The following is a 22,420-nucleotide window of genomic DNA, read 5'->3' as shown; positions in this document are numbered from 1 at the left end:
GTGGCGACATGAGCGAGGCGTCCCTGGCCTGCCCGATCCTCCACGTCGACATGGATGCCTTCTACGCCTCTGTCGCGACCCGGGACCGGCCCGACCTCGCCGACCAGCCGGTCGTGGTCGGCGGCGGCAGCCGGGGGGTGGTGCTCTCGGCCAACTACCTCGCCCGCCAGTACGGCTTGCAGTCGGCGATGCCGATGACACGCGCCCGTCGGCTCTGCCCGCGTGCGGTGGTCGTCGCGCCCGACTTCGACACCTTCTCCATGGTCTCCGGCTCGGTGATCGAGACCTTCCGCCGGGTCACCCCCCTCGTCGAGGTGCTCTCGCTCGACGAGGCGTTCCTCGACGTGCGTGGAGCCACCCGCCGGCTCGGCACACCGCGGCAGATCGCCGAGAACCTGCGGGCGGTCGTCCACGACGAGCAGGGCATCACCTGCTCGGTCGGGGTCGCCGCATCACCGTCGGTCGCCAAGCTCGGCAGCAAGCGCGCCAAGCCCGACGGGGTGGTGGTGGTGCCCCCGGACGAGGTCGCCGCGTTCCTCCACCCGCTCGACGTCGGTGAGCTCTACGGGGTGGGGGAGAAGACCCGGGCGATGCTCCACCGGCTGGGGCTGGTCACGGTCGGCGACCTCGCCCGTACGCCGGTGCGCACCCTGCGACGCGCGGTCGGCCACCACCTCGGCGGACACCTCCACGAGCTGGCCTGGGGCACCGACGAGCGGCCGGTCGTGGCACGCCATGCCCCGGCGTTCTTCGGAGGCGAGCCCGACCAGTCGATGGGGGCCCAGGAGACCTTCGGTCGTGACACCGACGACCGGGAGGTGATCGTCCGTGAGCTGCTGCGACTGGCGGCGAGGGTGGGCCGTCGGATGCGGGTGGCGGGGGTGGCCGGGCGCACCGTCACCCTGACCGTCCGGTTCGCCGACTTCACCACCATCACCCGCTCACGGACGCTGTCCGAGGCCACCGACGTCACCGTCGAGATCCACCGAGCGGTGACCCGCCTCTACGACGCGCTCGGGCTGCAGCGGGCCCGGGTGCGGCTGGTGGGGGTGCGCGTGGAGGGGTTGCTCCCTCGCGACCAGGTCCATCGACAGCTGGTGCTGGGGGAGCGGGAGCACGGATGGCCCGAGGCCGACCGTGCCGTCGATCGAGCCACCCACCGTTTCGGGGGTGCCGCCGTCCGACCTGCCAGCCTCCTGGGGTGAGGCGCATGGTCACGGGACGGTGTCGGCGAGAATTATTTCCGGGACGGAGTACCGACCTCACCACGGGCTGCCTATGCTGGACTCACAACGACCCGAGGCTCACGAACACCGGGAGGATGCCGTGCCTCTCTCCGAGGAGGAGCTGCGACTGCTCGAGCAGATGGAGCGCGCCCTCGTCGAGGAGGACCCGAAGTTCGCCTCCACCCTGCGCGGCACCTCGCTCCGCAGTGTCGCCCGTCGTCGCGCGATCCTCGCCGGCGTGGTCTTCGTCGTGGGTGTCGCGGTGATGATGACGGGCGTGGTCATGCAGATCATCCCGGTGGGCATCGTCGGCTTCCTCATCATGCTGGCCTCGGCGACCCTCGGCCTCAGCGTGGTGCGCGGCCAGCACGGCGCGCCCCCGGCGCCCGCCGACGAGGCCGAGCCGAGCACCAAGAGCGGCTTCACCGTCATCCAGGGCGGCAAGAAGCAGGGTCGTCGGCCCCGGAGCAACACCTCCGGCTCGTTCCTCGAGCGGATGGAGGAGCGGTGGCGCCGCCGCCGCGAGGGCGGCGGTTTCTGACCGCAGGACGTTGACCGGCCGAGCCGGTCGACGAGCGCGGCCCGGACTCCTCCGGCCCCGCTTCCCAGGCTCTCGGCCCGCTGGCCCTCCCCGCCCCTCGCACTACCCGACGTGGTCGACCACGCCGCCGTGCCGGACAAGGGTGGGCGCCACGACCGTCTCCGGAGGCCGACGCCACGGCAGCAGGGAGACCGGCCACCACGTCGCCCGACGCCGGGCCTTCTGGTTCGCGCCGGCCCACAGCGAGGTGAGCACCGCCTCGGCGTCCTGCCCCAGCTCGGCATCGATGACGCGCCGCTGCTCGGGGCGGGCGTAGCGCCGCCGTTCCAGCCTCCCCACCAGCCGGTCGAGCCCGGCGACGGCGCCGGGGGCGATGTGCTCGCCTCGGCGCGGCCGCTGAGGTGTCTCGGCGGCGGGGTCGCCCAGGAAGCGGACCAGGTGGTCACGGGTCTCCCGGGGTGAGCGCTGCTCCGGCCAGTCGACGCCCAGGTCGACGGCCGTGGCGCGGAGCTCGGCCCACACCTGCTCGACGTCACCGCGCAGGCGGCGTCGGTGCTGCGTGCGGCGCAGGGTCCTCGGCAGCCACAGGAGCAGGAGCCCCACGGCGAGCCCGCCCAGGACCGGGAGCGCCCGGACCAGGGCCGACGGCTGCTCGCCGGCTGCGCCGGCCTCGCCCTCCGGCAGTCGGCCCTCGTCGAGGCGGGGGTCGGGCTGCAGTGTCTGCGACGGGTCGGCCGTGGGGCCGGGCTGCTCGGTCTCCTCCGGAGCGCCGGGCTCGGTGAGCTGCGTCTCGGTGTAGCTGGGGACCCCGGGGACCCGGTCGGCCGGCGTGGGCTCGAAGCGCACCCAGCCGGCGCCGGAGAAGTAGAGCTCCGGCCAGGCGTGCATGTCCCAGGCGGAGTACTCCCAGGTGTCGGGCCCGGTGCGGTCCGGCGTCAGGAAGCCGACCGCGACCCGGGCCGGGATCCCCAGTGACCGCGCCATGGCCGCCATGCTCGAGGCGAACTGCTCGCAGTAGCCGACCCGGCCGTTGTTGCCCTCGGTGAGGAAGGCGACCATCTCGTCGGTCCCGTTGCCCGGGGGCACGTTCTCCAAGCTGTAGGAGAACCCGCCGTCCTCACGGAACCACCGCTGGAGCGCCACCGCCTTCTCGTAGCGGGAGGGGTAGTCGCGGGTGACCTCGAGCGCGAGGTTGCGCACGTACGCCGGGAACCCGTCGGGGAGCTCGACCAGGTCAGGGCTGACCTCGCCCGCCCAGTTGGGGGCCCGGTCGAGCAGTGCCCGGTCGAGCTCACGTTCCACCTCGACCATCCGGTACTCCTGCCCGGCGGTGGTCACGGAGCGGTCGGCGGAGAGGATGTCGAGGGTCGCGGTGTCGTAGCGCCAGTCGCCGCCGATGTAGACCTCCTCGACCGGGAACGCCGTGGGGAGCCACATCGACTCCAGCCCCTCGAGCACGGCCACCTGGTGGTCGAAGGTGCGCTCCTCGACCCCGGGGGCGATGTCTGCGACGGGCAGTGGACCTCGCGCCTGCTGGTCGCCGGGGATGTCGCGGTCGCCGGTGCTCCACTCGTTGTCGGTGAAGTTGTTGAGGACGGCGATGCGCAGGTAACCGGGGTCGGGGTTGTCGGTGGCGAACCGCACCAGTGGGATGTCGTTGCCGCGGTTGAGGTCGCGGCGCAGGTCTGTCATCGGGTTCTCGACCGTGATGTCGTCGCCGGAGCCGCTGCCCGGGCCGAAGCCGAAGACCGACAGGGAGAGGGTCGGCACGAACTGGGGGATGAGGACCGCGAGGACGAGCGAGGCGAACCCCAGGGATCCCGCGGCGGCCCGGACCGTGGGCGAGGCGCCGGTCAGGTCGCGCCCGCCGCCGACCCCGAGCCCGCGGCCCCAGCGCGCGACCAGCTCGCGCTGCTGGACGAAGAGCAGCAGCAGGAAGCCGGCTGCGGTCAGCGCGAACGTCCACCACGGCACCCCGTCGCCGAGCAGGCTCACGGGGATCGCGTAGATGGTCAGCAGCGGCAGTCCCGCGAGCGGCACCCGCCGCAGGCCGTTGACCGCGACGTCCACGAGCACGAGGCACAACCACCCGCCGAGGACGAGGATCGGGGCGATGCTCGCTGCGTCCGCGGGCACCGGTGCCTCGTAGGTCTGGGAGCTCTCGACCGCTGCAGCCAGCCGCTGCCCCAGGGCCGACCAGCCGGCACTGGTGAAGACCGGGGTCCCCGCGACGAGGCTTCCCGCGAGCAGGCCCGTGCCCACCACCTGCCCGAGGACCACCACCGGTTCGGGGAGCCGGGCGAGGTGGAGGAGGGCACCCGTGCCGGTGACGACGAACGCGAGGACCAGCAGCGGGCGGAGGTAGTCCCCGGCCGCCTCGCTGAAGCCTCCCCACGCCAGGGTCGCGCACCAGGTGGTGGCGGCGCCGATCAGGCCCAGGACCGACCGGACCACGACGCTGCCGTGCCGCACGCTCATCGGACCGCTCCCGGCACGGGTTCGTGCACCCCACGGGCCGACTGGGAGCTCGTCCGACCCAGGTCCTGCCAGACGGTGGGGAGTCGGTCGCGCGGGCCCAGCGTCACGGCCCGCCATCCCTGGTTGGTCAGCAGGGAGGTCGCGGGGTCGGAGGCCGCCTCGCGGCTCTGCCAGGCGTCGACGTCCAGGGCGACGGCGAGGGCCGGTGTGGAGTGGTGGAGCATCCGGCGGAACACCGGGACGTCGAGCTCCCCGACGGCACCGGTGACGGCGACCAGCAGACCGCCGTGGGTGGGGTCGGCGAGCCAGTTCGACTCCAGCCACGACTGCGGAACCGCCTCGACGACGGCGAGCGACTCCAGCAGGGGGGCGGTGTTGAGCTCGGCTTCGCGGAAGTGCCAGGCGTTCGTCGGGTCCTCGCCGGTGGCAGTCACCAGGCGCACGGTGAACCCGCGCTGGCTGAGGTGCACGGCGATGGAGGCGGCCGCCGAGACCGCGGCCTCCAGGGAGGAGGCGAGCCCGTGCCCCCGGTGGGCCCGGGCCCGGTTGTCCAGGAACAGCGTGGCCCGGCTCTGCCAGGGCTGTTCCTCGCGGCGCACCATCAGCTCACCCACCCGGGCGGAGCTGCGCCAGTGGACCCGGCGCAGGTCGTCACCGTGGCGGTACTCCCGGACCGTCACGTCCTCCGCGCTGCCGGTTGCGAACGCGCGGGGACGGTTGTCGCCCGAGCCGGTCCAGGCGCCGCCGATCGGGATGTGCGGGAGGGGGACGGTGCGGGGGACGACGGTGATCGGGACGGTGGTCCGGAACGACCTGCCGAGCTCCACCAGCCCGAACGGGTCGGTGATGCGCACGGTCATCGGGCCGATCTCGAACTGACCGCGCACGTCGGACCGGACCTGGTAGGTGACCGTGTGGTGCCAGCCGTGGCCGATGCCCTCGAGGACGAACCGCGGTCGGGTGCCGAGCACGTAGGGCACCTGGTCCTCCAGCATCAGGACGCCGCTCGGCGTCCGGCCGGCGTTGCTGAGGGCGAGCGACACCCGGGCCGGAGAGCCGGCGGTCACGAGCTGCGGGGTCACCGTGCGCACCAGCGAGAGGCGGTAGCGGGAGCGACCGAGCAGTCCGGCGGCGAGCAGGGGGAGAACTGCGACGAGCACGCCCACCCGGCCGAGCTGCTGCTGGCCGAGCACGACGGAGCACGCCAGGGTCGTCACGCCGGCCGCGAGGAAGGCGCGGCCACGCAGCGTCAGACCCCGGAGTGCCTCACGCACGGTCCACCCCCTTCCCGGTGGTCGTTCAGGAGAGCGGGGCGCCGCCGGGCACCGGCACCGAACCGACGATGGCCTCGAGGATGTCGCCGGTGGAGCGCCCGCTCATGGCGGCCTCCACGCTCGGGAGCAGCCGGTGTGCCAGCACCGGGCGGGCCAGCGTCCTCAGGTCGTCGGGAAGCACGTAGTCGCGCCCGGCGATCGCCGCCCTGGCCTTGGCCGCCCGCAGCAGGTGGAGCGTGGCGCGGGGCGACGCGCCGAGGGTCAGCTCGGTGGACCTGCGGGTCGCCGCCGTCAGGCCGATCGCGTAGCGCTTGACCGCCTCGGCGACGTAGATCTGGTGGACGATCGCGCTGAGCTTGCGCACCTCCGCGGCATCGGTCACGGGCTCGAGGTCGTCGAGCGGGTTGGTGCGGGCGTGGTTGGTCAGCATCGCGAGCTCGGCCGCCTCGACCGGGTAGCCGATCGAGACCCGGGCCATGAAGCGGTCACGCTGCGCCTCGGGCAGGGCGTAGGTGCCCTCCATCTCGATCGGGTTCTGGGTCGCGATGACCATGAACGGCGTCTCGAGCTCGTAGGTCTTGTTGTCCACGGTCACCTGACGCTCCTCCATGCACTCCAGGAGCGCCGACTGCGTCTTGGGGGAGGCGCGGTTGATCTCGTCGCCGACCACGATGTTGGCGAAGATCCCGCCGGGTCGGAACTCGAACTCCCGGGTGTTCTGGTTGAACACCGACACGCCGGTCACGTCGGAGGGCAGCAGGTCGGGGGTGAACTGGATCCGCCGGACCGAGCAGTCGATGCTGCGGGCCAGCGACTTGCTCAGCATCGTCTTGCCGACGCCCGGCACGTCCTCGATGAGCAGGTGTCCCTCCGCCAGCAGGACGATGACGGCCGCCGAGACGACGTCCGGCTTGCCCTCGATCACCTGCTCGACGTTCGCCCGGATCCGGGCGACGACGGTGCTGAGCGTCTCGAGGTCGGCCGCGTCCGCGGTCCTCGTCGGCTGCCCGGTGGCTGGCTCCTGCGTCACCACGCCATGTTCCCCTCTGTCGTCTGCTCCGCACTCCACCGTACGGGGCACGACCACGAACCTATGGTCCTCGCCCGCCGCGCGTGAGTCATCTGGCGTCACGAAATGGTTGCGGTCCGTCCTCGTGGTCCACGGCGGTCCCTCACCCCACCCGCCTCCACCACCCTGCGCCCCCACCCGCCTCCACCCTGCGCCCCCACCCGGCTCCACCCTGCGCCCCACCGGACGCCACGACCCGGCGCCTGCCCGGTGCCCTCGCTCTCCTCCACCCCGCTCCACTCCGCGCTCCACCCCGCTCCACCGGAGCCGGGCGGGGGCACGGTGAGCGCGGAGCGGCGCCCGCACCGCGGCTGCGATGCCCTCGCGAACGGGGACGCGGGGGCGCGACACGACGGCAATCGGGGCGAAAGATGGTTGACGGTGGAGGAATGTGGCGTATGGTGGAGCGCAGTGGAGGATGAGCCGCTGGTAGTGGGCTCTCAGGGGAGGAGGGCGCCCGATGTTGATGGGCACCTACACCCCGAGGTTGGACGACAAGGGTCGGCTCTTCCTCCCGGCGAAGTTCAGGGACCAGCTGTCGGAGGGGCTCGTGGTGACCAGGGGGCAGGAACGCTGTCTGACCGTCTGGCCCCGTCCTGCCTTCGAGCAGCTGGCGCAGCAGGCACAGCAGGCTCCGGTCACCGACCGGGCAGTGCGGGACTACACCCGGCTGCTCTTCGCCGGCGCCTCCGACGACCAGCCCGACAAGCAGGGCCGGCTCAGCATCCCGCCGATGCTCCGCGAGTACGCCTCCCTCACCCGGGACGTGATCGTGATCGGCGTGGTGAACCGACTGGAGATCTGGGACGCCGCCCGCTGGCAGGAGTACTCCGATGCCCGCGAGCAAGCGTTCTCGGACCTGGGTGAAGAGGTGTTCCCGCGGGACTGACCCGCGGGGGCGGCAGCACGAGCACAACTTCACAGCGGATCGCACGGCGAGGTCTCGGGCCCGCTCCCTCGACTTCTGGGACACCTTCCCCGGTTCCAGACGTCGACTTCCCACAGGGGAGCGGGCAGGGACCTGGCCGTGCGATCCGGGGGGACAGCAGCACCAGAGACGTGGGGTCGAGACCATGAGCATCACACCTGCAGCCGGCGTCGGCGCGACGGACCTGTCCGCGCCCGCGCCCCGGGTGCGGCACCAGGCCCGCGACGTGCTCGTGCTGATGGTCTTCTCGGCCACCGTGTCGGCGTCGTTGGCCTGCTGCCTGGTGCTGCTGACCAGCCTGGGTCGACAGGGCTGAGCATGAACACCCCCTCCCACGTCCCGGTCCTGCTCGACCGGGTCGTCGCCCTCCTGACGCCGGCGCTGGACCACGACGGCGCCGTCATGGTCGACGCGACGCTGGGCCTCGGCGGACACACCGAGGCCGTGCTCACGAGCTGCCCCACGGCGCGGGTCATCGGCATCGACCGCGACCCGGCCGCCCTCACCCTCGCGGGTGAGCGGCTCACCTCCTTCGGCGACCGGTTCACCGGCGTCCACGCGGTCTACGACGAGATCTCCGACGTGGTGGGCGACCAGGGCCTGACCTCGGTCGACGCGGTCCTGTTCGACCTCGGCGTCTCGTCGATGCAGCTCGACGTGACGGAGCGCGGCTTCGCCTACCGCGAGGACGCACCGCTGGACATGCGGATGGACGTGACCTCCGGACCCACCGCCGCCGACGTGCTCAACACCTACCCCGAGGCCGAGCTCGCGCGGATCCTGCGGGAGTACGGCGAGGAGAAGTTCGCCCGACGGATCGCCGCCGCGATCGTCCGGGAGCGGGCTCGCGAGCCGTTCGACAGCTCCGCCCGGCTGGTCGAGCTCCTGTACGCCGAGATCCCGGCTCCGGCGCGGCGCACCGGTGGCCATCCCGCGAAGCGCACCTTCCAGGCGCTGCGGATGGAGGTGAACGACGAGCTCGCCGTGCTGCGTCGGGCGCTTCCCGCCGCGGTGGATGCCATCGGGGTCGGGGGCCGGGTGGTCGTCGAGTCCTACCACTCCCTGGAGGACCGGCTGGTCAAGCAGGTCTTCGCCGCGGCGACCCGGCTCGACGTGCCGGAGGACCTCCCGTTCGTGCCCGAGGGCCACGAGCCGGCACTGCGGTTGGTGACCCGTGGCGCCGAGAAGGCCGGTCCGCAGGAGATCCAGACGAACCCACGCGCCGCCTCCGTCCGGCTGCGTGCGATCGAACGAGTCAGAGGAGTGGCCTCATGAGCAGCCCCGCCGTCCAGCTGCGGTCACGTGTCCCACGGATCGCCGAGGCCGCCGTCGAGCGGGCTCGCCTCCGGGTCGTGCCGCGGCGGCGCACCCGCGCCGCCCGCGTGCCGTTCGTCGCCCTGGTCACCCTGGTGCTCCTCGGCGGTGTCGTCGGGCTGCTCCTCTTCAACACCTCCATGCAGCAGGCCGCCTTCGCCACGACGGCACTCGAGCAGCAGGCGACCACGTTGACCGCGCGCCAGCAGACGCTGGAGATGGAGCTCGACGTGCTGCGCAACCCCCAGCGAGTCGCGCAGCAGGCCCAGCAGCTGGGCATGGTGCCCGCCGGCAACCCGGCGTACCTGGTGCTCGAGAGCGGCACGGTCCTGGGCGAGCCGACGGCAGCCACGTCGGCCGAGCTGCTGCGGCTGCAGGCGCAGCCGCCGCCCAAGCCGGCGGTGCTCGACCCCGACCCCGTCGTCCGACGCGTCGTGTCCGAGGGCCCCACCGCCGTCTCCCTCGACCAGGTCCGCAACGAGGGTCGGCCGGTCACCCGGTCCGGCGACTGAGGGGCCGCCCCGTGCCCAGCACCCCACGACCCGGCCGTCCCCGGGGCAGCCTGCGGGGGTCTCCCCTGTTCCGGCTGCGGTTCGGGTTCCTCCTCATCGCCATGGTGCTCTCGGTCTTCGGGGCGCGTCTGGTGCAGCTGCAGGGCATCGACCCCAAGGCGTACGCCGAGATGGCGGCTGCCGAGGGCATGGTGGAGGTGTCGCTGCCCGCCCAGCGCGGGTCGATCCTGGACCGGAACGGCGAGCCGCTCGCGCGCTCGGTCGACGGGTTGATGGTCGCGGCTGACCCCAAGCTGACGGCCGACCAGGCGCCCGAGCTGGCCAAGTTCCTCGCCAACCGGCTCGAGGTCGACTACTTCACGATCCTGCCGAGGCTGCGTGAGGAGGGGAGTCGCTTCGAGTACATCGCCCGTCGCGTGCCTTCCACGAGGGCCACGGCCGTGGTGGAGGAGGCGGAGTCACTGGGTTTCAGCGGGCTGGAGACCCGGCGTGACCCGATGCGCGACTACCCCGCGGACGACGTCGCGGCGAACCTGGTCGGCTTCGTCGGCACCGACGACCCGCTCGCCGGTTTCGAGCGGACCTTCGACGCGATGCTGGCCGGCACCGACGGTTCGGAGCGCTACCAGGTGGGCGGCGGCAACCGGATCCCGCTCGGCGAGAACACCACCGTCGAGCCGGTCGACGGGCAGCACCTGCAGACCACCATCGACCTCGACCTGCAGTTCTACGCCCAGCGGGTGCTGCGGCAGACCGTCGAGGACGCCGGCGCCGCCTCGGGTCTCGCGGTCGTCATGGACACCCAGACCGGCGAGGTCCTCTCGGTCGCGGACCACCCGACCTTCGACGCCAGCAACCCGCTGGTCTCGCGCAAGGAGGACCTCGGGTCGCGTGCCCTCAGCGACGTCTACGAGCCGGGCTCGGTCGCCAAGGTGCTCACGGTGGCCGGACTGCTCGACGCGGGCAAGGTGACGCCGCGGACCCGGATCGTGGTGCCGCCCGAGCTGCGCCGCGACGGGCGCGTCATCAACGACTGGTTCCCGCACGACCGCATCAGGCTGACCCTCGCGGGCGTCGTGGCCAAGTCCTCCAACATCGGCACGGTGCGCGCAGCCGACGAGTTCGACCGCGGCGAGCTGCGGCGCTACCTGACCCGTTTCGGCGTCGGCGAGACCACCGACATCGGCGTCCGCGGTGAGTCCGCAGGGATCCTGCCCGACCCGTCGATCTGGTCGCGACTGATCCAGGACCGGGTGGCCTTCGGGCAGTCGCTGTCGGTCAACGCCGTCCAGATGACCGCCGCCGTCAACACCATCGCCAACGACGGCGTCCGCGTCGACCCGTCGGTGATCTCGGGCAGCGCCACCACCGACGACGGGGTCCTGGTCGGCACCGACACTGCCACCACCCGTCGCGTCGTCAGCACGAAGGCCGCCCGCCAGACGGCCCGGATGATGGAGCTCGTGACCGACCCGGAGGAGGGCACGGCCCCGGCTGCCGCCGTCCCGGGCTACCGGGTGGCCGGCAAGACCGGCACCGCCCAGCGGGTCGGCGCGGACTGCGGCTGCTACGACGGCACCTTCACGGTCTCCTTCGCCGGGTTCGCTCCCGCCGACGACCCGCGGTTCACCATCTACGTCGTGGTGCAGGACCCCAAGGTCGACGGCGGCGGCGGTTCCATCGCCGGACCGGCGTTCTCCCGCATCATGCGCTACGCGCTGCAGCGCTACGCGGTCCCGCCGACGGGTGCCAAGGCACCCGCCCTGCCGGTGGAGTGGTGAGCGTCGACGGAGTCGTCACCTCACCCCGTCGAGGCCGTCCGGGCTCGGATACCCTCACGGCGTGGTGAGCGACGACCTGTCCCGGACCCGTCCCGCGCGACCCACCACGACCCCCCTGGCTGACCTCGCGCAGTGGCTGGAGCAGCACGGCGCGACGGCCCGCACCGACGGCGACCTCACGACGGGCGTGACCGGCATCTCGCTCAGCTCGCAGCGCGTCCGGCCCGGCGACCTGTACGCCGCACTTCCCGGGAGCCGCGCCCACGGGATCACCTACGCCGCCGGCGCGCTCGAGGCGGGGGCCGTCGCGATCCTCACCGACGAGGCGGGGGCCGCGGAGGCACCTCCGGTCCCGCTGCTCGTGGTCGACCGGCCCCGCGCGGTCCTCGGCGGCCTGTCGGCCCGCGTCTACGGGGACGCCGCGACCGACCTGCGGCTGCTCGGTGTCACCGGCACCCAGGGCAAGACGACCACCACCCGGCTCGCCGAGGGAGCCCTGCAGGCTGCCGGCGTCACGTCGGCCGTCATCGGCACCAACGGCACCCGCGTCGCCGGCCAGGACGTGCGGACGTCGCTGACGACGCCCGAGGCGCCCGACCTCCACGCCCTCTTCGCGATGATGCGCGAGCAGGGCGTCACCGGCTGCGCCATGGAGGTCTCGAGCCACGCCCTCGTCATGGGGCGGGTCGACGGCGTCGTCTTCGACGTGGCGGTCTTCACCAACCTCGGCCGCGACCACCTCGACTTCCACGCCGACCTCGAGGACTACTTCGCGGCGAAGGCGTCGCTGTTCACCCCCGAGCGCGCCCGTCGTGGTCTGGTCAACGTCGACGACGCCCACGGCCGGCGCCTGCTGGCGGAGGCGACGATCCCGCTGCGCACCTTCTCCACCCGCGGCGACGACGCCGACTGGTGGGTCACCGACGTGGAGCTGTCGGCCACCGGCAGCCGGTTCGTGGTGCACGGCCCCGACGGGTTCCGGGCGGAGTCCGGCGTACCCCTGCCCGGGGACTTCAACGTCGCGAACGCCCTCGCGGCGATCGCGGGCTGCTCGGAGGCCGGGCTGCCGGCTGCCGACGTGGCCGGCGCGATGGCCGCCGGCGCGGGGGTGCCGGGCCGGCTGGAGCGGGTGGAGGCGGGGCAGGACTTCGCCGTCGTCGTCGACTACGCCCACAAGCCCGACGCGGTCGAGTCGGCGCTCGCCACGCTGCGGCCCCTGACCGAGGGGCGACTGATCGTCGTGATCGGTGCCGGCGGTGACCGCGACCCCGGCAAGCGCCCGGTGATGGGTGAGATCGCCGGCCGTCTGGCCGACGTCGTGGTCGTGACCGACGACAACCCCCGCAGCGAGGACCCCGCGGCGATCCGGGCCGCGCTGCTGGAGGGGACGCGCGGCGGCCCGGCCCAGGCGCTCGAGGTCGGTGACCGCCGCGAGGCGATCCGTTGCGCTCTGGAGCGGGCAGAGGCCGGCGACATCGTGCTGATCGCCGGCAAGGGTCACGAGACCGGCCAGGAGGTGGCGGGTCAGGTGCATCCCTTCGACGACCGCGACGTCGCCCGCGAGGAGCTCGCCCGCCGATGATCCCGATGTCCCTGGCCGACATCGCCGGCGTCGTCGACGGCGAGGTCCACGGCGATCCCGACCTCCTCGTCACCGGCGGCGCCTACGTCGACTCGCGCGCCCCGGAGCCTGCGGGGCTCTTCGTGGCGGTCGTGGGGGAGCGCGTCGACGGTCACGACTACGCCGGCGACGCCCACGCCGTGCTCGGCAGCCGAGCGACGACCGCACCCACGGTCGTGGTCGCCGACCCGGTGGTGGCCCTGGGCGCGCTGGCCCGTCACGTGGTCGACACGATCGGGGCCCGGGTGCTGGCGCTGACCGGCTCGCAGGGCAAGACCGGGACCAAGGACTACCTCGCGCACGTGCTGGCCGGGGCCGGCCCGACGGTCGCCACCCGCGGCAACCACAACAACGAGATCGGCGTGCCGCTGACCGTGCTCGAGGCCACGGCCGACACCCGCTACCTCGTGGTGGAGATGGGCGCTCGGGGGGTCGGCCACATCGCAGACCTCTGCCGGATCGCACCACCGGAGGCGGCCGCGGTCCTCAACGTCGGGACCGCGCACCTGAGCGAGTTCGGCAGCCGGGAGGCGATCGCGCAGGCCAAGGGCGAGATCGTCGAGGCCCTGTCGGCCGGGGGTACGGCAGTGCTCAACGCGGACGACGACCTCGTCGCCGCGATGGCGAGCCGGACGACGGCACGCGTCTTCGACTTCGGCCGCTCGGCGACGGTCTCCTGGGGCGACGTCGAGCTCGACGACCTCGGCCGACCCACCTTCGTCCTGGCGTACGCCGGCAGCAGCCACCCCGTCACGCTGACCCAGTCGGGCGCCCACCAGGTCCCCAACGCCGCCGCCGCGGCGGCACTCGCGATCGCCATCGGGCTCGACCCCGCCGTGGTGGCCGAGCGCCTCGCCGGAGCGCAACCCGCGAGCCGGTGGCGGATGGAGCTCCACCAGCGGGGGGACGGGCTCGTGGTCGTCAACGACGCCTACAACGCCAACCCCGCCTCGATGACCGCCGCCCTCGACAGCCTCGCCCAGATCGGGGCCCGTCGACGCGGCCGTACGATCGCGGTGCTGGGCGAGATGCTGGAGCTCGGTGACGACACCCGGTCGGCCCACGTCGAGGTCGGTCGCCACGCGGGCGAGGCTGGCATCGACCTGCTCGTCACCGTGGGGGAGACGGCCGCCGGCATCGCCGAAGGTGCACGAGGGGTCGCGGGCTGGCAGGGTGATGCGGTGCTCGCGGCGGGCCGTGACGAGGCGCTCGCAGTGGTGCAGCAGAATGCTGCTGCCGACGACGTGGTCCTGGTGAAGGCATCCCGGGGCGCGGCCCTCGAGCACGTGGCTGACGGACTGTTGACGGAAGGGGAGGGTGGCCGGTGAGGGCGATCCTGCTCGGCGGAGGACTCGCACTGCTGATCTCGCTGCTCGGCACCCGGGTGGCGATCCGGGCGTTCACCAACCTCGGCTACGGGCAGGAGATCCGCGACGACGGACCCACCACCCACCACACCAAGCGCGGCACCCCCACGATGGGCGGCGTCGTCATCATCCTCGCGGCGGTGCTCGGCTACTTCCTGGCCAAGCTGATCACGCTCGACATGCCCTCGGCCTCGGCCCTGCTCCTGGTCTTCCTCTTCGTCGGGTGCGGCATGGTCGGCTTCCTCGACGACTTCATCAAGATCGTCAAGCAACGCAGCCTCGGGCTGCGCAGCAAGGCGAAGATGATCGGCCTCACGGTGGTCGCCCTGACCTTCGGCATCGTCGCGCTGCTGCCGGCGCTCGAGGACGACCGCGAGCTCACCCCCGCCAGCCGCCACCTCTCCTTCATCCGTGACTTCGAGTCGTTCACGCTGCCCGCAGTCATCGTGGTCCTGCTGATCTGGCTGATCGTCGCGGGCACCAGCAACGGCGTGAACCTCGCCGACGGCCTGGACGGCCTGGCCTCCGGTGCCTCGGTGATGGTGTTCGGCGCCTACACACTGGTCAACATCTGGCAGAACAACCAGTCCTGCGACCTCACCCCCGGGCGCACTTGCTACGAGGTCCGCGACCCGCTCGACCTGGCGGTCATCGCCGCCGCGATCACCGGAGCCTGCTTCGGCTTCCTGTGGTGGAACGCCTCGCCGGCGGCCATCTTCATGGGCGACACGGGGTCGCTCGCCCTGGGCGGTGCCCTGGCCGGCATGGCCATCCTGACCCGGACCGAGCTGCTGCTGGTCGTCCTCGGTGGACTCTTCGTGCTCGAGACCGTCTCGGTGATGCTGCAGGTGAGCTGGTTCAAGACGACGAAACGCCTGACCGGGACGGGCAGACGGGTCTTCCGCATCGCTCCGATCCACCACCACTTCGAGATGCTCGGCTGGGAGCAGGTGACGGTCGTCATCCGGTTCTGGATCATCACCGGCCTGTGCGTCGCCGCGGGGTTGGGCGTCTTCTACGCCGAGTGGGTCGCCGGGTACTAGGCGGAGATCACCATGGACCTCACCCACCACCACCGCACCAGCGACTGGTCCGCGGTCCGCGCGACCGTCGCGGGCTTCGGTGTCAGCGGCTTCGCTGCTGCCGACAACCTCACCCACCTGGGGGCGCAGGTCACCGCCCTCGACGAGCGCGTCACCGACACCCGCGCCGAGCAGGCGAACCTGCTGGAGGTGCTCGGGGCCCAGGTGCGGCTGGGCGAGGGCGCGACCCTGACCCTCCCGGAGGACACCGACCTGGTCGTCGTCAGCCCGGGCTGGCGACCGGATCATCCGTTGCTGCGCCAGGCCGAGGTGCGAGGGGTGCCCGTCTGGGGCGAGGTCGAGCTGGCGTGGCGGCTCCGCGACCCCGACAACGCCGCGCCCTGGCTCGCGGTCACCGGCACCAACGGCAAGACCACCACCGTGCAGATGCTCGACGCGATCCTGCGCGCCGAGGGTCTGCGCAGCGCGGCGGTGGGCAACGTGGGCCGCCCGGTGGTCGAGGCGGTGATGGACCCGGCCCCGCTCGACGTGCTCGCGGTGGAGCTGTCGAGCTTCCAGCTCCACTACACCCACTCGCTCAGCTGCGAGTCGGCCGCGGTCCTCAACGTCGCCGAGGACCACCTCGACTGGTACGCCTCGATGGCGGACTACGCCGCCGACAAGGGCCGGATCTACGAGCGCGTCCAGCGTGCGTGCGTCTACAACGTCGCCGACCCGGTCACCGAGCAGCTGGTGCGCGAGGCCGACGTGGTGGAGGGGGCGCGAGCCATCGGCTTCACCCTGGGCATGCCGGCGGTGGGGATGGTGGGCCTCGTCGAGGACATCCTCGCCGACCGCGCCTTCGTGGAGGAGCGGGCGACCAGTGCCGCGGAGCTCTGCACCATCGACGACCTCGCCTCGCCGGCACCCCACTTCGTGGCCAACGCCCTGGCTGCCGCGGCGCTGGCGCGCAGCCACGGCGTGTCGCAGGCCGCCGTCCGGGCGGGCCTGTCCCGCTTCCGCCCCGACGGCCACCGCATCGCGACGGTGGCCGAGGCGGGCGGCGTGACCTGGGTCGACGACTCGAAGGCGACCAACCCCCACGCGGCGCAGTCCTCGCTGCAGGGTTACGACCCCGTCGTGTGGGTCGCCGGCGGCCTCGCCAAGGGGGCGCGCTTCGACGAGCTGGTGCAGGCCGTGGGCTCACGGCTGCGCGGCGTGGTCCTGCTCGGTGCCGACCGCCACGTCATCGCGGAGGCCCTTTCGCGACACGCCCCCGATGTGCCGGTCATCGACGTCGGCGAGGACGAGACTGATCCCGAGCACGGTCCGATGGCGCGGGTCGTGTCGGCGGCCGCGGAGCTCTCCCGTCCCGGGGACACCGTGCTGCTGGCACCCGGGTGCGCGTCGATGGACATGTTCACCAGCTACGCCGAGCGCGGCGATGCCTTCGCCGCCGAGGTGAGGCGGCAGACAGGCAGCGTCTGAGACCAGGGGAGAGGGGTGGCTCCGCGTGACGACGACCGCGAACCCCCACCAGACCCGGTCCCTCGGTCCGTTCGCCGTGCTGCGCGAGGCGCTGGCGCGGCCGCTCACCTCCTACTACCTGCTCGTGGGGGCCTCGGCGCTGCTGCTCACGATCGGCCTGATCATGGTGCTGTCGGCCTCGAGCGTCTACTCCTTCGAGAAGCACGACGGTGACTCCTACGCCATCGTCAAGCGGCAGCTCGTGTGGGTGGCCATCGGCATCCCCTGCGCCTGGATCGCCTCACGGTTGCCCTACCAGGCCATCCGGCAGATCTCGTGGGTGGCGATCGTGGTCTCGATCGTGCTGCTCGCACTGACCGCGCAGTTCGGGGTGGTCGTCAACGGCAACAAGAACTGGCTGGCCGTGGGACCGGTGCAGATCCAGCCGTCGGAGATCGCCAAGCTGGCCATCGTCTTGTGGGCCGCCCACGTCTACGCCCAGAAGGAACGCCGTCTCGGCTCGCTCCACCAGGTGATGTTCCCCGTCGTCCCCGTCCTGCTCGGCACCACGGTGCTCGTCATCGTCGGACGAGACCTCGGCACGGCCCTGGTGCTCTTCGCCATCCTGCTGGCGATGCTGTGGGTCGTCGGGGCGCCGGCCCGGCTGTTCAGCCTGGCGATGTCGGTGATCGGCGTCGTGGCGATCTGGCTCGCGACCACCAGCCCCGAGCGCCGCGAACGGCTGACGACGTTCGTCGACCCCTTCAAGGACTACTACGTCTCGGGCTGGCAACCGGCCCACGGCCTCTACGCGCTCTCCAGCGGGGGCTGGTTCGGAGAGGGGATCGGCGCGAGCCGGCAGAAGTGGGGCGACCTGCCCGAGGCCCACACCGACTTCATCTTCGCGGTGCTGGGCGAGGAGCTCGGCCTGGTCGGCACCCTGCTCGTGGTGGCGCTCTTCCTGACGGTGGCCTTCGCCGCGATCCGGGTCGCGATGCAGACCGACGACCCGTTCGTCCGCTACATGTCCTTCGGCATCGTGGCCTGGCTGCTGGGTCAGATGATCGTCAACGTCGGCATGGTCCTGGCGCTGCTGCCGGTCATCGGCATCCCGCTGCCCCTGATCTCCTACGGCGGCTCGGCGCTGCTGCCGACCCTGGTGGCGCTGGGGCTCCTCATCGGGTTCGCCCGACGCGAGCCGGAGGCGTCGCGGGCGCTGGCGCAACGCCGGCGGCAGCGGTCGGCCGGGCTGGCGGCCGGGGCCGGCCGTCCCACCCCCTAGGCTGACCCGGTCATGCGCGTTCTCCTCGCCGGCGGCGGCACCGCCGGACACACCTCGCCCCTGATCGCCACCGCCGATGCCCTGCGCCGGCTCGACGGCTCCGTCGAGATCACCTGCCTCGGCACCCCGCGGGGTCTCGAGAACCGGGTGGTCCCGGAGGCCGGCTACCCGCTCGAGCTGATCCCGCCGGTACCCCTGCCACGGCGCCCCAACGCCGACCTGGCACGGGTGCCGCTGCGGCTGCGGGGGGCCGTGCGGGCGACGTACGACGTCCTCGACCGGGTGCGTCCCGACGTCGTGGTGGGTTACGGCGGCTACGTCTCGATGCCGGCCTACCTCGCCGCCCGCCGGCGGAAGCTGCCGCTCGTGGTCCACGAGCAGAACGCCCTGCCCGGACTGGCCAACCGCGTCGGTGCCCGGGTGGCCGGGCGCGTGGCGGTGAGCTTCCCCGACACCCCGCTGCCGGGGGCGGAGTACGTCGGGCTGCCGATCCGCCGGATGATCTCCACCCTCGACCGCGCCGCCTCCCGGGCCGAGGGACGGGCGTTCTTCGGTCTCGACCCCGAGCGGCCCACGCTCCTGGTGACCGGAGGCTCCCAGGGGGCGCGCCGCCTCAACCAGTCCGTCGCGGGCGCCGCGACCGCCCTGGCCGACGCGGGCGTCCAGGTGCTCCACGTCGTCGGGCCCCAGGGGGAGGCGACCCCGGAGCCGACCGACGTCCCCTACCTCACCGTCCCCTTCGTGGACCGGATGGACCTCGCCTATGCCGCCGCCGACCTGGTGGTGTGCCGCGCCGGTGCCAGCAGCGTCACCGAGGCGGCTGCGGTCGGGCTGCCGGCCGTCTTCGTCCCGCTGCCGATCGGCAACGGCGAGCAGGAGCTCAACGCGCGCCCGGTGGTCGACGCCGGTGGCGGGCTGCTGGTCGCCGACGGCGCGTTCACGCCGGAGTGGGTCGCCGGTGCGGTGCCGGAGCTTGCCACCGACGCGGAGCGGCTGGCGGCCATGGGGTCCGCGGCCTCGGCCCTCATCCCGCGCGACGCCGACGAGCAGCTCGCGCGGATCGTGCAGGAGTGCGCCGGATGAGGATCCCGGTCCCCGCCGAGCTCCTCCCGGCCGACCGGCTCGGCCGCGTCCACTTCGTCGGGATCGGCGGCGCTGCCCTTTCTGGTATCGCCAGGATCATGGCGCGCCGCGGCGTGACCGTGACGGGCAGCGACAACAACGAGACGCCCTTCCTCGCCCCGCTGCGCGAGCTCGGGGTCCCCGTCACCATCGGCTACGACGCCGGCAACGTGAGGGAGGCCGACACGCTGGTCGTCACGACGGCGGCGCGCGAGGACAACCCCGAGGTGCTCGAGGGACGCCGGCGCGGCCTGCGGGTGCTGCCCCGGTCGGCCGGGCTGGCATCGCTGATGGTCGACGACGACGTGCTCGCGGTGGCGGGCACCCACGGCAAGACCACGACGACCGCGCTGCTGACGGTCGCCCTGCTCGCGGCGGGCGCCGACCCGACCTACGCCGTGGGCGGCGTGCTCCGGGCCACCGGCCGCAACGCCGATGCCGGAGCCGGCCGGTGGTTCGTCGCGGAGGCCGACGAGTCGGACGGTGCCTTTCTCGTCTACGGGCCGCACGCCGCCATCGTCACCAACGTGGAGGCCGACCACCTCGACCAGTGGGGCTCCGAGGAGGCCTACCGGGCGGCGTTCGTCGAGTTCCTCGACCGGGTCGAGGAGGGCGGGTTCGTCGTGCTGTGCGTCGACGACCCCGGAGCGGCCGCGCTCGCCGTCCCGGCGCGCGACCGCGGCCTCGAGGTCGTCCGGGTCGGCACCGGCGACGACGTCGACTACCGCGCGACCGACCTGGCCTTCGAGGGCACACGGTCCCGCTTCGCCGTCCACCACGGCGGTCGGTCGCTCGGCACCGTGGAGCTCCAGATCCCGGGTCGCCACTACGTCCTCGACGCCCTCGCAGCGTTGGCGCTCGGACTGCGCCTGGGCTACGCGCTCGACGACCTGCGCGCCGGACTGGAGTCGTTTACCGGCAGCGGCCGCCGCATGGAGCCTCGCGGCGAGGCCCGGGGGGTCCGGGTCTTCGACTCCTACGCCCACATGCCGCAGGAGATCGCTGCCGACCTCGCCGCTGCCCGCGGTGTTGCCGGGGAGGGCCGGGTCGTCGTGGCCTTCCAGCCACACCTGGTCTCGCGGACGGCCCGCTACGGCGTGGCGATGGGCGAGGCCCTGGGGGCGGCCGACGAGGTGGTCGTCGCCGACGTCTACCTCGCGCGGGAGGACCCCGACCCGGCGGTCACCGGCGCCCTCGTCGCCGAGGCGGTCCCGCTGCCGGCCGACCGGGTCGCCTTCGTCCCGGTGCTCTCCGACGTACCCGCCGCGCTCGTCGAGCGGGCGCGGCCGGGCGACCTGGTGCTGACCCTGGGTGCCGGCGACGTCACCGAGCTGCCGCCGGCGGTGCTCGCGCTCCTCGAGTCCGGCGAGGCCCGATGAGCAGGGGAGTGCTGCGGTCGGACTCCACCGTCACCGCCTCCGAACGCAGCCGTCGGGCCTTCGCCCGCAGGCAGTGGTCGCGCCGTTGGCTCACGTGGCGGTGGGTGCTGGCGGGCGTCCTCCTGCTGGCACTGGTCGTCGGCGCGGGCTGGCTGTTCCTCTTCTCCTCCGTGCTGGCCGTGGCGGCGGTGGAGGTCGACGGCGAGCAGCACCTGGGCGAGTCGGAGGTCCGTGAGGTCGCCGACGTGACGCGTGGCCAGCCGCTGGCGCGCGTCGACCTGGCGGCGGTGCGGTCCCGGGTCCGGGCCCTGGCACTGGTCCGTGACGTGGAGGTCACGCGTCAGTGGCCCGACACCATCCGGATCGGGCTGGAGGAGCGCGTCGCCATCGCCGTGGTCGAGATCGGCGGCCGGGTGCGTGGGCTCGACCTCGAGGGCGTGGTCTTCGACGACTTCGGCCCGGCTGCCGGCCTGCCGCGCGTGCAGACCTCGGCCGACGCCGGCCGGGACGCCCTGCGGGAGGCCGCCGCGGTGGTGGCCTCCCTGCCCGACGAGCTCGCGGCCACCGTCGACCACGTCGAGGTCGCCACGGTCGACCAGATCGAGCTCGAGCTGCGCGACGGCCGCCGGGTGGTGTGGGGGAGCGCGGAGGAGTCCGAGCTCAAGGCCGAGGTCCTCACCAGCCTGCTCTCGCAGCGCGGGTCGACGTACGACGTCAGCGTGCCGGGCCAGCCGACCGTGCGTCGCTGACCGGACCTACTCAATCGCCGCGCCCGCGGCGTGTCTGCGCCCGTTCGCCGTGCGGGCTGCCTAGGTTCTTCCCCAACGCGAGGTTGACATAACTATAACCCTCAGGCTCAGGGTTACAGTTCGCCGGCCGAGCCGGACACCGACATCCAAGAAGAGCACCAGGAATCGAGAGGCGAAACCGCCATGGCAGCAGCGCAGAACTACCTGGCGATCATCAAGGTCGTGGGCATCGGCGGCGGCGGTGTCAACGCCGTCAACCGGATGATCGAGGTCGGTCTGAAGGGCGTCGAGTTCATCGCGATCAACACCGACGCGCAGGCCCTGCTGATGAGCGACGCCGACGTCAAGCTCGACATCGGTCGCGAGCTCACCCGGGGCCTCGGCGCGGGAGCGAACCCCGACGTCGGCGAGAAGGCCGCCGAGGACCACGCCGACGAGATCGAGGAGGTCATCAAGGGCGCCGACATGGTCTTCGTGACCGCGGGCGAGGGCGGCGGGACCGGCACGGGCGGTGCCCCGGTGGTCGCACGCATCGCGCGCTCGCTCGGCGCGCTGACGATCGGTGTCGTCACCCGACCCTTCGCCTTCGAGGGCCGGCGCCGCGCCAACTCCGCCGAGGAGGGGATCTCCGCGCTGCGCGAGGAGGTCGACACCCTCATCGTGATCCCCAACGACCGGTTGCTCTCGATCAGCGACCGCAACGTCTCCGTCCTCGACGCGTTCAAGCAGGCCGACCAGGTGCTGCTGCAGGGCGTCTCGGGGATCACCGACCTGATCACCACCCCCGGCCTGATCAACCTCGACTTCGCCGACGTGAAGTCCGTCATGGCCAACGCCGGCTCTGCCCTCATGGGCATCGGCTCCGCCCGTGGGGAGGACCGTGCGGTCGCCGCGGCGGAGATGGCGGTGTCCTCCCCGCTGCTCGAGGCCAGCATCGAGGGCGCGCACGGCGTGCTGCTGTCCATCGCCGGCGGCTCGGACCTCGGCCTCTTCGAGATCAACGAGGCTGCAGCCCTGGTGTCGGAGGCGGCCCACAACGAGGCCAACATCATCTTCGGCGCCACCATCGACGACGCCCTCGGCGACGAGGTCCGGGTCACGGTCATCGCGGCCGGTTTCGACGGCGGGATGCCCAAGCGGCGTCAGGAGGGCGGGCTGCTCCGCGGCTCCTCGACCGCCCCCAAGCAGAGCCAGGCCGAGACGCGGGCCGCGGTCGACGCCCTGGCCGCGAGCAAGGCGCCGTCGCGTCCGAGGCCCAGCCAGCAGGCACCGGCCGACCAGCCCGCCC

The 22,420-nt window shown here is 72.8% G+C and carries 18 protein-coding genes and 1 pseudogene; 16 read left to right on the top strand and 3 right to left on the bottom strand.

The annotated features are described in order from the left end of the window. The first annotated feature begins 8 nt into the window (after nucleotides 1–8). Both dinB and K6T13_RS10725 read left to right on the top strand, forming a co-directional pair. Nucleotides 9–1,205, top strand: coding sequence for a DNA polymerase IV (gene dinB, locus K6T13_RS10730; protein ID WP_222894571.1), 1,197 nt, complete (start codon nucleotides 9–11; stop codon nucleotides 1,203–1,205). Between the two features lie 121 nt (nucleotides 1,206–1,326). Then, nucleotides 1,327–1,767, top strand: a complete 441-nt coding sequence (locus tag K6T13_RS10725) for a DUF3040 domain-containing protein (protein ID WP_222894570.1) — start codon at nucleotides 1,327–1,329, stop codon at nucleotides 1,765–1,767. Nucleotides 1,768–1,869: 102 nt separating this feature from the next. Here K6T13_RS10725 and K6T13_RS10720 read toward each other — a convergent pair whose 3' ends face one another. The 3 genes from K6T13_RS10720 to K6T13_RS10710 are packed head-to-tail and all read right to left on the bottom strand — an operon-like array spanning nucleotide 1,870 to nucleotide 6,549. Then, entirely contained in the window at nucleotides 1,870–4,245 is a 2,376-nt protein-coding gene (locus K6T13_RS10720; RefSeq protein ID WP_222894569.1) for a transglutaminase TgpA family protein, read from the bottom strand. After that, nucleotides 4,242–5,519: a DUF58 domain-containing protein gene (locus K6T13_RS10715; RefSeq protein WP_222894568.1), complete on the bottom strand. Its 1,278-nt coding sequence runs from the start codon at nucleotides 5,517–5,519 to the stop codon at nucleotides 4,242–4,244. Before K6T13_RS10715 ends, K6T13_RS10720 begins: the two co-directional genes overlap by 4 nt. A gap of 25 nt (nucleotides 5,520–5,544) precedes the next feature. Then, entirely contained in the window at nucleotides 5,545–6,549 is a 1,005-nt protein-coding gene (locus K6T13_RS10710; RefSeq protein ID WP_222894567.1) for an AAA family ATPase, read from the bottom strand. Between the two features lie 499 nt (nucleotides 6,550–7,048). Here K6T13_RS10710 and mraZ point away from each other — a divergent pair, with 499 nt between their 5' ends. The 14 genes and pseudogenes from mraZ to ftsZ form a co-directional block, all read left to right on the top strand. Further along, nucleotides 7,049–7,477, top strand: coding sequence for a division/cell wall cluster transcriptional repressor MraZ (mraZ, locus tag K6T13_RS10705; protein WP_222894566.1), 429 nt, complete (start codon nucleotides 7,049–7,051; stop codon nucleotides 7,475–7,477). Nucleotides 7,478–7,661: 184 nt separating this feature from the next. After that, complete coding sequence (locus K6T13_RS10700) at nucleotides 7,662–7,832, top strand: hypothetical protein (RefSeq protein ID WP_222894565.1); 171 nt, start codon at nucleotides 7,662–7,664, stop codon at nucleotides 7,830–7,832. A gap of 2 nt (nucleotides 7,833–7,834) precedes the next feature. Further along, nucleotides 7,835–8,791: a 16S rRNA (cytosine(1402)-N(4))-methyltransferase RsmH gene (gene rsmH / locus K6T13_RS10695; protein WP_222894564.1), complete on the top strand. Its 957-nt coding sequence runs from the start codon at nucleotides 7,835–7,837 to the stop codon at nucleotides 8,789–8,791. Continuing rightward, on the top strand, nucleotides 8,788–9,342 hold the full coding sequence (gene ftsL, locus K6T13_RS10690; protein WP_222894563.1) for a cell division protein FtsL: 555 nt from the start codon (nucleotides 8,788–8,790) through the stop codon (nucleotides 9,340–9,342). Before rsmH ends, ftsL begins: the two co-directional genes overlap by 4 nt. An 11-nt stretch (nucleotides 9,343–9,353) precedes the next feature. Further along, nucleotides 9,354–11,123 carry a peptidoglycan D,D-transpeptidase FtsI family protein gene (locus K6T13_RS10685; protein ID WP_249423732.1) on the top strand — a complete coding sequence of 590 codons (1,770 nt, stop codon included), beginning with the start codon at nucleotides 9,354–9,356 and terminating at the stop codon, nucleotides 11,121–11,123. Between the two features lie 61 nt (nucleotides 11,124–11,184). Continuing rightward, a complete protein-coding gene (locus K6T13_RS10680) occupies nucleotides 11,185–12,705 on the top strand; it encodes a UDP-N-acetylmuramoyl-L-alanyl-D-glutamate--2,6-diaminopimelate ligase (protein WP_249423731.1) in 1,521 nt (506 codons plus the stop codon). Continuing rightward, nucleotides 12,702–14,072 (top strand): UDP-N-acetylmuramoyl-tripeptide--D-alanyl-D-alanine ligase, encoded by a 1,371-nt coding sequence (locus tag K6T13_RS10675; RefSeq protein ID WP_222894562.1) that lies wholly within the window; start codon nucleotides 12,702–12,704, stop codon nucleotides 14,070–14,072. The genes K6T13_RS10680 and K6T13_RS10675 overlap by 4 nt, the downstream gene beginning before the upstream one ends. Then, a complete protein-coding gene (gene mraY / locus K6T13_RS10670; protein WP_222894561.1) occupies nucleotides 14,069–15,154 on the top strand; it encodes a phospho-N-acetylmuramoyl-pentapeptide-transferase in 1,086 nt (361 codons plus the stop codon). Before K6T13_RS10675 ends, mraY begins: the two co-directional genes overlap by 4 nt. A 12-nt stretch (nucleotides 15,155–15,166) precedes the next feature. After that, on the top strand, nucleotides 15,167–16,621 hold the full coding sequence (gene murD, locus K6T13_RS10665; protein WP_222894560.1) for a UDP-N-acetylmuramoyl-L-alanine--D-glutamate ligase: 1,455 nt from the start codon (nucleotides 15,167–15,169) through the stop codon (nucleotides 16,619–16,621). A gap of 25 nt (nucleotides 16,622–16,646) precedes the next feature. Next, nucleotides 16,647–17,882 carry a putative lipid II flippase FtsW gene (gene ftsW, locus K6T13_RS10660; RefSeq protein ID WP_222894559.1) on the top strand — a complete coding sequence of 412 codons (1,236 nt, stop codon included), beginning with the start codon at nucleotides 16,647–16,649 and terminating at the stop codon, nucleotides 17,880–17,882. 12 nt (nucleotides 17,883–17,894) lie between these two features. Next, the gene (gene murG / locus K6T13_RS10655; RefSeq protein ID WP_222894558.1) at nucleotides 17,895–18,965 is read left to right on the top strand and encodes an undecaprenyldiphospho-muramoylpentapeptide beta-N-acetylglucosaminyltransferase; all 1,071 of its coding nucleotides are present in this window, start codon (nucleotides 17,895–17,897) and stop codon (nucleotides 18,963–18,965) included. Then, nucleotides 18,962–20,383, top strand: a complete 1,422-nt coding sequence (gene murC, locus K6T13_RS10650; protein WP_222894557.1) for a UDP-N-acetylmuramate--L-alanine ligase — start codon at nucleotides 18,962–18,964, stop codon at nucleotides 20,381–20,383. The genes murG and murC overlap by 4 nt, the downstream gene beginning before the upstream one ends. Further along, entirely contained in the window at nucleotides 20,380–21,132 is a 753-nt protein-coding gene (locus tag K6T13_RS10645) for a cell division protein FtsQ/DivIB (protein WP_222894556.1), read from the top strand. Before murC ends, K6T13_RS10645 begins: the two co-directional genes overlap by 4 nt. A gap of 183 nt (nucleotides 21,133–21,315) precedes the next feature. After that, nucleotides 21,316–22,261 (top strand): annotated as a pseudogene (ftsZ, locus tag K6T13_RS10640) (cell division protein FtsZ); the annotation flags it as partial. Between the last annotated feature and the right edge of the window lie 159 nt (nucleotides 22,262–22,420).

Origin of the sequence: Nocardioides coralli (genome assembly GCF_019880385.1) — a bacterium.
GTDB lineage: Bacteria > Actinomycetota > Actinomycetes > Propionibacteriales > Nocardioidaceae > Nocardioides > Nocardioides coralli.
This window is presented reverse-complemented; position numbering and strand designations above follow the sequence as displayed.

Excerpts from the sequence above, each read along its gene's own strand:
- dinB (WP_222894571.1), top strand. The coding sequence starts at position 9 with ATGAGCGAGGCGTCCCTGGCCTGCCCGATCCTCCACGTCGACATGGAT.
- K6T13_RS10720 (WP_222894569.1), bottom strand. The coding sequence starts at position 4,245 with ATGAGCGTGCGGCACGGCAGCGTCGTGGTCCGGTCGGTCCTGGGCCTG.
- mraZ (WP_222894566.1), top strand. The coding sequence starts at position 7,049 with ATGTTGATGGGCACCTACACCCCGAGGTTGGACGACAAGGGTCGGCTC.
- K6T13_RS10700 (WP_222894565.1), top strand. The coding sequence starts at position 7,662 with ATGAGCATCACACCTGCAGCCGGCGTCGGCGCGACGGACCTGTCCGCG.
- rsmH (WP_222894564.1), top strand. The coding sequence starts at position 7,835 with ATGAACACCCCCTCCCACGTCCCGGTCCTGCTCGACCGGGTCGTCGCC.
- ftsL (WP_222894563.1), top strand. The coding sequence starts at position 8,788 with ATGAGCAGCCCCGCCGTCCAGCTGCGGTCACGTGTCCCACGGATCGCC.
- K6T13_RS10675 (WP_222894562.1), top strand. The coding sequence starts at position 12,702 with ATGATCCCGATGTCCCTGGCCGACATCGCCGGCGTCGTCGACGGCGAG.
- murD (WP_222894560.1), top strand. The coding sequence starts at position 15,167 with ATGGACCTCACCCACCACCACCGCACCAGCGACTGGTCCGCGGTCCGC.
- murG (WP_222894558.1), top strand. The coding sequence starts at position 17,895 with ATGCGCGTTCTCCTCGCCGGCGGCGGCACCGCCGGACACACCTCGCCC.
- murC (WP_222894557.1), top strand. The coding sequence starts at position 18,962 with ATGAGGATCCCGGTCCCCGCCGAGCTCCTCCCGGCCGACCGGCTCGGC.
- K6T13_RS10645 (WP_222894556.1), top strand. The coding sequence starts at position 20,380 with ATGAGCAGGGGAGTGCTGCGGTCGGACTCCACCGTCACCGCCTCCGAA.